8 protein-coding genes and 2 pseudogenes are annotated in these 8,913 nt (G+C 68.6%); 6 read left to right on the top strand and 4 right to left on the bottom strand.

The window, feature by feature from the left end; genetic code table 11:
* Positions 1-535: 535 nt before the first annotated feature.
* Entirely contained in the window at positions 536-1,273 is a 738-nt protein-coding gene (locus CA983_RS35920) for a TIGR02391 family protein (RefSeq protein ID WP_158101923.1), read from the bottom strand.
* Between the two features lie 286 nt (positions 1,274-1,559).
* On the opposite strand from CA983_RS35920, the gene CA983_RS35925 reads away from it, so the two are divergent.
* The 5 genes and pseudogenes from CA983_RS35925 (at position 1,560) to CA983_RS46405 (ending at position 6,432) form a co-directional block, all read left to right on the top strand.
* Complete coding sequence (locus CA983_RS35925) at positions 1,560-2,294, top strand: TnsA-like heteromeric transposase endonuclease subunit (protein ID WP_244207234.1); 735 nt, start codon at positions 1,560-1,562, stop codon at positions 2,292-2,294.
* A 38-nt stretch (positions 2,295-2,332) separates the two neighbouring features.
* Positions 2,333-4,457 (top strand): annotated as a pseudogene (locus CA983_RS35930) (Mu transposase C-terminal domain-containing protein).
* 119 nt (positions 4,458-4,576) lie between these two features.
* Positions 4,577-5,563: a TniB family NTP-binding protein gene (locus CA983_RS35935; protein ID WP_167407529.1), complete on the top strand. Its 987-nt coding sequence runs from the start codon at positions 4,577-4,579 to the stop codon at positions 5,561-5,563.
* Between the two features lie 474 nt (positions 5,564-6,037).
* Positions 6,038-6,262: a hypothetical protein gene (locus CA983_RS46400; protein ID WP_158101924.1), complete on the top strand. Its 225-nt coding sequence runs from the start codon at positions 6,038-6,040 to the stop codon at positions 6,260-6,262.
* Entirely contained in the window at positions 6,259-6,432 is a 174-nt protein-coding gene (locus CA983_RS46405; RefSeq protein ID WP_158101925.1) for a hypothetical protein, read from the top strand. Before CA983_RS46400 ends, CA983_RS46405 begins: the two co-directional genes overlap by 4 nt.
* A 467-nt stretch (positions 6,433-6,899) precedes the next feature.
* Here CA983_RS46405 and CA983_RS35950 read toward each other — a convergent pair whose 3' ends face one another.
* Positions 6,900-7,196: a hypothetical protein gene (locus tag CA983_RS35950; RefSeq protein ID WP_086604936.1), complete on the bottom strand. Its 297-nt coding sequence runs from the start codon at positions 7,194-7,196 to the stop codon at positions 6,900-6,902.
* Here CA983_RS35950 and CA983_RS35955 point away from each other — a divergent pair.
* Positions 7,186-7,401 (top strand): hypothetical protein, encoded by a 216-nt coding sequence (locus CA983_RS35955; protein WP_143645642.1) that lies wholly within the window; start codon positions 7,186-7,188, stop codon positions 7,399-7,401. The genes CA983_RS35950 and CA983_RS35955 overlap by 11 nt on opposite strands.
* A gap of 26 nt (positions 7,402-7,427) precedes the next feature.
* On the opposite strand, the gene CA983_RS35960 is transcribed toward CA983_RS35955, so the two are convergent.
* Both CA983_RS35960 and CA983_RS35965 read right to left on the bottom strand, forming a co-directional pair.
* Positions 7,428-8,546, bottom strand: coding sequence for an IS630 family transposase (locus CA983_RS35960; RefSeq protein ID WP_341866719.1), 1,119 nt, complete (start codon positions 8,544-8,546; stop codon positions 7,428-7,430).
* 106 nt (positions 8,547-8,652) lie between these two features.
* A pseudogene (locus CA983_RS35965) lies at positions 8,653-8,913 on the bottom strand (IS5/IS1182 family transposase); the annotation flags it as partial.

The raw sequence follows: 8,913 nt of genomic DNA on the forward strand, positions 1-8,913 counted from the left end.
TTCTAGCCCAACACCACAGCAGCCCCCGCCGACCCGGGCCGGATTGCGGCCATCGGCTACCTCTACCGCCCGATCGACTGACACCTGACGCCCCACCACACAGCGCCTCAAGTAGTGACCCAGAGAAACTGCACTGCGCTCGATCAACCTGCACACGCCACATACACGCAGGCCAGAGAGCCAATACCTCTCTCAGCCCCACGCTCTGCGCACCCCAACCACCACAAAGACCACCCAGAAAAACTGAGAAATCCCAGCTTGCAACCGCAACAACACCTCAGAAAAACTGGGCGACGACAACAGGCCGACCTGTCCCACCCGAACTGCAACGCTGGGCCCGCAAACAGTCCGCCATGTGGGCAGAACTCCACCCCCACCAACAACACCTGCTGACCATCGCCGGCATCACTACTGCTCCGTGACACTGGCGGGGAGGGCACTCAACGCCTGTGGAGGTCCGGGGTCCGGTCGTGTGCGTAGCGGCGCTCGCCTCTGAGAGGGGAGCCCCGCTCTCGGGGAGCATGGTTTTGGCTGTTCAACTGGCCTTCTCCACTGCAGCGCTGTCCACCCATCTCGCCAAGATGCTGAAGGCTGCAAGCTGCTCCAGAGCCTCGTTCTCTTCCAGTTCCTCATCCTCTTCGTGGGCGATGGGGTTGCGGATGGCCGCGTAGACGCCCCGCGCAAAGTTTCCGGCGCCGTCGTGGCGATTTTTGAACGTGTCGCCTCCGTCGTTTTCGCGCAGGCGCAGGCGTGGGTGCCCTGGAGTGGGTGGATTGGTGGAGAAAGCGTCGGAGAGGAGCTTGGCCTCGGAAGCGTCCCGCCGTTCGAGCTTCGCCTGTGCTTGGGCGTTCACTGCCCTGGCGGCAGCACCAATCGCCTCGCGGAAGTGCCCGCTGCTCCACAAGCCCTGCACACTGCCCCAGACCCATGAATGCAGTGTGGATGCGTCGAGCTGGGGTGCGCCGCTGCCGAGATTCTCCTGCAACTCCTGCTCAGCCTCCAAGAGAGCGATCGCGCGATGGGCCGCCTCTCGGTGGCGCCACATCGGCTGCCTCTTCGCCTCCTCCCAGTCCGCAGTCCGCCACCCTGGAATTACCCGGTCGAGGATCCTCTCAGCGATTTGCGCGGCAGCCTGTGCCTCTGCCTTGGAGGTCTTGAACTTGAAGCTTCCCACGCTCACCATGCCGTGAGGCGGCGCTACGTACTCCACAGCTGCGATGGTGAGAAAGCTCTTCAGCTTTTCGATCGCCCATTCCCTGTTCATCGGCGTCATGGTCCGATGCTGCCGCATGCCACCGACATCGCCTCACCTGCACCGAGGCTCGGTGGCCTGCGATCAGGGGAGGATCACCGGTGTCCTGATGGGACGGACGCGCCCGCATGACGGAGCGCCGTTCACCCGTTCGGGTGGCGGATTCGGATCGCAGCATGCAACATCCCCCTTTGTACTTGGCTGTTGAGCGTGGAGAGGCACGAGCACAGCGGGCAGCGGGCAGCAGACTGCCACGGGGGTCGGAGGTACGGGTATCGAGGCCGCGTTCGCCGGTTTTGCGGGGGCGGTGACGCAACTGCACTGGGATCAGGCGGCGATGTCTGTGCGGTTCGAGGATCTGGCGCCGGTGTCCGCCTTTCCCGTGGTGCCGGGCCGCCGGTGGGGGCCCGGCTGGTGGTGGTCGGCGACCACCGGACGGCACGTAGTGCACGGTTCGGCCGCGATGCGCATCCAGCTGATGGTCCTGGACCGGGACCCGGAAGTGATCGGCCTGTCCGCACGCCCCGTACGGCTGCTGTGGCGGCATACCGACGGGCGGGTGCGCTCGTGGGTGCCTCAACTGTTCGCCCGGTACGCCGACGGCACCGGCCTGCTCGCCGACTGCCCGTCAAGCCCGACCTCCGGTGGAGACAGGGCGCAGCAGGCGCGGGGGGCCCTGGAGGCGGCGTGCACGCGCGTGGGCTGGTCCTACCGGCGCCTCGAGCCACCTCCAGCGGTGGTGGCGGCGAACCTGCGATGGCTGGCCGGCTACCGCCACCCCCGATACCAGGGGCCGCCCGGGCTGCAGGCCGCGCTCGCCGAAGCGTTCGCCGCGCCCCGGCCGTTGGCCGACGGCGTAGCCGCGGTGGGCGATTCCTTGCAGGTCCTACCGGCCGCCTATCACGCGCTGTGGTACGGGCATCTGACAACGCCTCTCGATGAGCCGCTGCACGAGCGAGTACTGATCTGCACAGACGCAGAACGTGGTGAGGGCGTCGAAAGGCGGCTGAGCAACGTCGGCGGCGATCCGGAGAAAGGTTGAGCCCAGTGGGCGGCACACACGGTAAGAGCCGACGGCCGGTGGTGGAGGTCGGCGCGCACGTCCTCTACCTGGGGCAGACCTGGCAGGTCGCTGCGTTACAGGGCCAGCGGGTCTACCTGTTGCAGGAAGACGGCACTGAAGAAGCCTTGCTGTTGGGGCGTTTGTTCGCCGATCCGAGCTTTGAGGTGGTGGGCGCACAGGCGCCGGACACGGTGCCGCAATGGGGGCTGTTCGAGACCGTTCCGCTGGCGGCCCAGCAGCGGGCGCTGGCGTGGCTGCCCCGCATCCGGGAGGTCGAGACCGGGTGGCCGCACCCTGAGGGCAGCCGCGAGCGGCAGGCGATGCGGCCGGAGTACGACCCGGAGCAGTGGACCCTGGCGCAGCGGGATGCGGCCAAGGCGAAGGAGCTGACCGCGCTCGGCTTCACCCGGGTGACCCGCACGACGGTCGAGCGGATGCGGCACGCCTACCGCAAGCAGGGCTTGTGGGGGCTGGTCGACAAGCGCACGGTGCCGACACGCGGCCGTCATCCGACGGGGTATGCCGACGAGCGGGTCGTGGCCGCGGTGCTGGAGGCGCTGCGGCGTCAGCGAGGCCGGTCGAAGGGGACGGTGAAGGGACTGCAGGTGCTGGTCGGGCAGATCCTGGAGGACACGCACGGGCGCGGGGTGGTGGAGATGCCGTCGCGGTCGTCGTTCTACCGGCTGGTGAGTGTGCTGGCCGACCCGGCCGAGCGTCCGGGACGTCCCGCACGCACCGCCACCGCACCCGCCCGCGCCTCGTCGGCGCCGGTGGTGCTGCGGCCCGGGGAGCAGGTGCAGATCGACACCACCCGCCTGGACATCATGGCCGTCCTGGAGGACGGCAGCCTGGGGCGGCCGGAGCTGACGATCGCCGTCGACGTCGCCACGCGCTCCATCCTGGCCGCCGTCCTGCGCCCGCACAGCACCAAAGCCGTCGACGCCGCCCTGCTGCTGGCGGAAATGGCCGTCCCCCATCCCGCCCGTCCCGCCTGGCCCAAGTCGCTGCATCTGTCGCGAGCCGAGGTGCCCTACGAGCGGATGCTGTCGCTGGACGAGCGGCTGGAGGGCGCGGCCGCCCGCCCGGTGGCCGTGCCCGAGACGATCGTCGTCGACCGCGGCAAGATCTACCTCTCGCAGGGCTTCGTCGCCGCCTGCGAGACACTTGGGGTGAGCGTGCAGCCCGCCCCTCCGAGGCGACCACAGGCCAAGGCTGTGGTGGAGCGGACCTTCCGCGCGATCAACGACCTGTTCTGCCAGCACGTCGCCGGCCACACCGGCTCCAACCCCCAGCGCCGCGGCTTGGCGACGGCCGCCGAGGCGCGGTGGACGCTCCCGCAGTTGCAGGACCTCCTCGACGAATGGATCACCTGCGGCTGGCAGAACCGGCCCCACGACGGACTGCGCCACCCCGTCCTTCCCAAAACCGCCCTCACGCCGAACCAGATGTGGGCCGCGCTCATCACCATCAGCGGCTACGTGCCCGTCCCGCTGACCGGGGGCGACTACCTCGAGCTGCTGCCCGTGCGGTGGCAGCCCATCACCGAACGCGGTATCCGCCTCGACTACCGCACCTACAACCACGAAGTCCTCGACCCCCACCGCGGCCAGCGCTCCGGTGTCGCCAGCAAAGAGGGCAAGTGGGAGGTCCACCACAACCCTCACGACGCCCGCCAGATTTGGGTCCGCCTCACCGACGGAAAGCTCCACGAAATCCCGTGGATCCACCGCGACCACGTCCACCAGCCCTTTTAACGACCAGATCTGGCGCTACATCCAGACCGAGGTCGAACAGCGCGGGGACCGCGAGACGCACGAAGCCGACCTCGCCGACGCCCTCGACCGGCTCCTGCGCCGCACCCGCGGCCCTGCCGATGCGGAGCACAACACCCGCCGCCGGAGAACCCCCCGCTCTGGAAGTACGGCAGCACAGCTGCCCGATCTGCCGGGCCAGCGGCGCCCCCTCGACACGGAAACCACACCGGCCCCGGCCCCGGACTGGAGCGAGAGCCTTGACGACCTCCTCGGCATCGAGGCGGCGGCCGAGACTGACACGAGCGAGCCGGAGGGCGCGGACGTGCTGCCGGCCAAGGCAGGCGGATACGGCCTGTGGGACGCCGAAGCAGAGGCCGAGCAATGGTGAACACCCCACCGGCCACAGGCGGCGTGCCGACCATCAGTTCTCCCTCCTCGGCGGCGGACCGGCCTCCCGGTACCTCGGCAAGCACCGATGGCGATGCCCCTGAGGCGCAGCAGCAGTCGGTGACCACCTGGGACGGTTTCCAAGCCTTCGCCACAACGCCCGTGGCAGCTCCTCCCCCACGCGGGGCGGAACCCCGCAGCCTCGAGGAACGCCTGGCCTACCACTCGCGGTTCGTCACCGTGCGCACCCCCGCCATCGACACCCTCGCCAAGAACGTGCGCACGCTGATGATCCTCGGCCGCCACCAGGCCGTCACCGCACGGCCSTCMCTGATCGKCACCGGCCCCGCCGGCGCCGGGAAAACCACCGCCCTGCTCCAGGTCGGACGTGCCTGCCACCTCGCCCACACCCGCCGCCACGGCCCCACAGCCACAGCCGGGCAGGTGCCCGTCGCCTACGTCCTGGTCCCGCCCGCCGCCAGCGCCAAGACCCTCGCCACCGAGTTCGCCCGCTACCTCGGCATCCCCGTCACCGCCGGCATGTCCCAGGCCCAGATCACAGGCGCCGTCTGCCACACCTACACCACCGCCCGGGTGCAGCTGGTAATGATCGACGAAATCCACCGGCTCAACCCCCGCACCACCACCGGCGCCCAGAGCGCCGACCTGATCAAAGACCTCACCGAACGCATCGGCGCCACATTCGTCTACGCCGGCATCGACGTCACCACCACACCCCTGTTCACCGGAGTACGCGGCGCGCAGCTCGCCGGACGCGCCTCCCTCATCGACTGCGCCGCCTTCCCCGCCCGCCTCGGCGACCAAGAGCCCTTCCGCGACCTCATCACCGCCATGGAAGGCGCGCTCGACCTGCGCCACCACCGGCCCGGAACCCTCCCCCGGCTGGCCCCGTACCTGCACGAGCGCACCGCCGGCCGCATCGGCAGCTTCGCCCGCCTCATCCGCCAGGCCGCCATCACCGCCCTCACCGACGGCACCGAACGCATCACCAAAACCACCCTCGACGCCATCCGCCTCGACCACCTCGCCGAACAGCACTACCGACCCCGCACCCGGACCCGAAGCCGCAGTACCAGCACCCCGTGACCCGGACAGACGTCACGGCCTGGGATGCGGCCGAAGCCGTCGCCGCGCAGCGCAGTGTCGTCACCGCAGGGACATGGCTGCAGATCCCGTCAGCCGCGCCGGGCGTGCTCCACATACGGCCGCTGACCGGCGAAGCGACCGCCTCATACGTGCAACGCCTCGCCACTGTCTACCAGCTGACGCCTCCCCAGCTCCTCCACGGCGCCGGCATCAACCTCCACGGCCACGGCACCCTGCCCGCAGCCGAACTCCACCTCAACCACAACGCGGCCCGGCACCGCAGCCGCCGCGCACTGGAAGCGGCTCGAGGCCGAGCAGCAGCCCGTCCGCGCCTGCACGCTGTGCACCCGCCACCGAAGTCACGACGCCACCGACACCGCCTGGATCCACCCACCGCCGCACCAGCTGGTGTGCCCTCGGCATCAGCAAGCCGCCCCCGACCCACGGCTTACCTCCACCGTCCACACCCAAGGCGTGCCCGAACTCGCCGCCGCGCACCGCGCCCACCAACGCCTGCTGCGGCACCCTCGCGCCGCCACCGCGTGGACCACCGCACGCGCCATCACCACCCGCTGGTATGACCACCAGCAACACCTCACCCACCGCTGGCGCCCCCGCCTCAACCAGCTCTTCGAGGCAAATCTCCACCTGACCAGTACAGGCAGCGCCTCCCCCGCACTCCTGACCGCGACTTGGTGATCTATCCGGAAACCGTTGCCCTCGCCCGCGCACTCGCCACCCTGCCGAACCGGCAACATCGCACCACCAACAACGCCCTCACTCTCATCGCCTGCCGGCTCGGCCTCGCCCGCCTGACCCCCAACGCGAACGACCCACTCCGCGTCTTCCTCACCCACACACGCCACTGACCACCCAAAACGAACTCCGAAGCCCGCAGGGAACGCAGCCGCCTATAGACGCACCACTACATCCACTGGAAATCCAAGATCATTCCCACCCAACTACCGGACCCCAGGCCATCCGCCCGAACAACCAAACCGAACACACCCCAGACCACGCCATCACGCCCGAACGTAACCGCTCCAGCCGTCCCAATTCCCACCCCCAAAGACAGGACACCAGACCCCAACGACCAAGCCCCTGAAGATCACTGCTCCGTCACATCGGGCACCCCGCCTTCCGGCTGGTCAAGTAGCCCAGACAGATCCGGGCTACCGACGAAATTCGTTGAGCTGTGGTTCTGCGGATCCGCGCCGATGGTGATCCCGTGTCGAGGCCGCAGCATTCCCTGAAGATCAGGCGATGAGGGGATGCCGCAGCACGTTCTCAACCAGGGCTGCGCGGCGTGCCTCAGCCCGTGCCGGATGGCCGACGGCTACGGGGTCACCAGGTTGAAGACCGGGTAGATCTTCGGCTCTACCTCCGGAGCACCAGCCTCTCGCAGGAGCGGCAGGACGATTTCAGTGAACCGTTGGAACGCCTCCTCGGACTCCCAGACGTCAGCGACATACCAGCCATTGGGAGTGGGGGCGGAGGTGTGAGAGATGAGGCCGGGTACGGGCCAGTCCGCGGGGTTCTTGACCAGGCCACGGCCGCGGTTCACCTTGTCGGAGACCTGCTCGTACTGGGCCTGTGTCATGCCCGGTTGGTCAAAGATCGCGATGATTGCCATGCTGTACTCCATTGCGCGCAGGGTTGCGTTTCAGGCCCACCCGACCATCTCGGTAATTCGGCCGCACCTCGGGCTGCGCCGTACGGAGGACGGTCCGAAGCTGTCCGCGCCGGTCGGGCGCTTCGGGTTCACGCGCCGCCATTTCGTCACCCAATACCTCCCCATTTCGTCGGTGACCCGATCCGCGGCGGAGTTGGTGCTGTGACCTGGAACGTTCGCCATGTTGCCTGATCATGCGGCGAGAGCGGGTCGGCCGCCCCGGCGGATGCCTTTCTCGCTGCGGATGCGGGCACGTTCCTTGCGTTCGGCGACCAGAACGTCGTGGTGGCGGGCGTTGGCGTTGCGCCAGCGGAGGTAGGCGGGCAGGGCCCGGGTCTGCACCGTGTGGTTGCGGTGGTGGGAGTTGGCGATGGTGAACTGCCGCAGCGGTCCTAAGTGTGCCTCGATCGGGTTCGCCCACGAGGCGTAGGTCGGGGTGAAGCACAACTCGACCTTGTGTTTCTTCGCCCAGCGGCGGATGTCGGCGCCCTTGTGGGCGGAGAGGTTGTCCATGATCACGTAGATCGGTGCGCCGTCGGGCCGGGCGGCGCGGATCGATCTCAGCGCGGCCAGCGTGTTCACGGCTCCCTTCTTGCGCCGGTTCACGCCCCACAAGAAGTCGTCGCCCACCGAGTAGCAGCCGTGGAAGTACCGGACTCCGTGGGTGCGGTGGTAGGTGGCCGGCAGCCGGTCGGGACGCCGTTGTTCAGTCCAGCCCGAGCCCGCGGTGGGCCGGATCCCGAGCGGGCCGAACTCGTCGAAGGCGAAAGCCCGGTCCGGGAAGCGGTCCAGGACGTGCTCGATACGGTGCAGCGTCGTCTCCCGTTCGGGGTCCGGGGACTCCTTCCAGGTCTTGGTGCGTTGGAAGGTAACGCCGCGGCGGGCGAGCAGGCACCGTAACGCCTCACGGCCGATGCGGATCACCCGGCCGTGCACTTTGCGCAGGTAGGCGACCAGCTTGCGCAACGACCAGCCGGTGAACGGCTGGCCGAGCTTGAGCGGGCGGGAGGCGGCCCTCGCGATGACGAAGCCCTCGTCTTCATCGCCGAGTTGGCGGGGACGGCCTCCCGCCCATCGAGGGTCCAGGCAGGCCAGGCCCTTCTCATTGAACGCGTGGATCACATCCCGGACGGTGCCCTCGTCGGCCTGCACCAGCTGGGCGATCACCGGCACTCGGTTCCCGCCGGCGGAGGCCAGCAGCATCATCGCCCGCCGGTAGCGCACCGAGCTGGTGCTGCCCCCGCGCACGATCTGCTGCAGCTTCTGCCCCTCCTGGTCAGTCAGTCTGCGCACACGGACGGGCTCGGCCACCGCGCCTCCAGCGGTCGGATCGGGTGTCACCGCACATCCAACCGCTACGACCGTTGACCCGGCGAACCTATGCGGTCACAGCACTAGGGTGTGTGTGATGTTGTGATCAGCCAGTTGCCTTCAGGAGGTCGTTGATCCAGATCATCGAGGCACGGAGGTGGAGGCCGGCGAGGTAGCTCTCGGGCGTCTTGTCGTATCGAGTGGCGATGCCCCGCCAGGCCTTCAACTTGTTGATGAGCCGCTCAACGGTGTTCCGCTCCTTGTAAAGATCGCCGTCGTGGCATGTGGGGCGGCCGCCCCGGCGGCCTTTCCTCTTCCGGTTGGCAGCCTGGTCCTTCTTCTCCGGGATGACTGCCTTGATGCTGCG

The sequence above is a fragment of the Streptomyces swartbergensis genome (genome assembly GCF_002148965.1).
GTDB lineage: Bacteria > Actinomycetota > Actinomycetes > Streptomycetales > Streptomycetaceae > Streptomyces > Streptomyces swartbergensis.

Coding starts and splice junctions, on each gene's coding strand:
- CA983_RS35950 (WP_086604936.1), bottom strand. CDS start 7,196: ATGGCAATCATCGCGATCTTTGACCAACCGGGCATGACACAGGCCCAG.
- CA983_RS35955 (WP_143645642.1), top strand. CDS start 7,186: ATGATTGCCATGCTGTACTCCATTGCGCGCAGGGTTGCGTTTCAGGCC.
- CA983_RS35920 (WP_158101923.1), bottom strand. CDS start 1,273: ATGACGCCGATGAACAGGGAATGGGCGATCGAAAAGCTGAAGAGCTTT.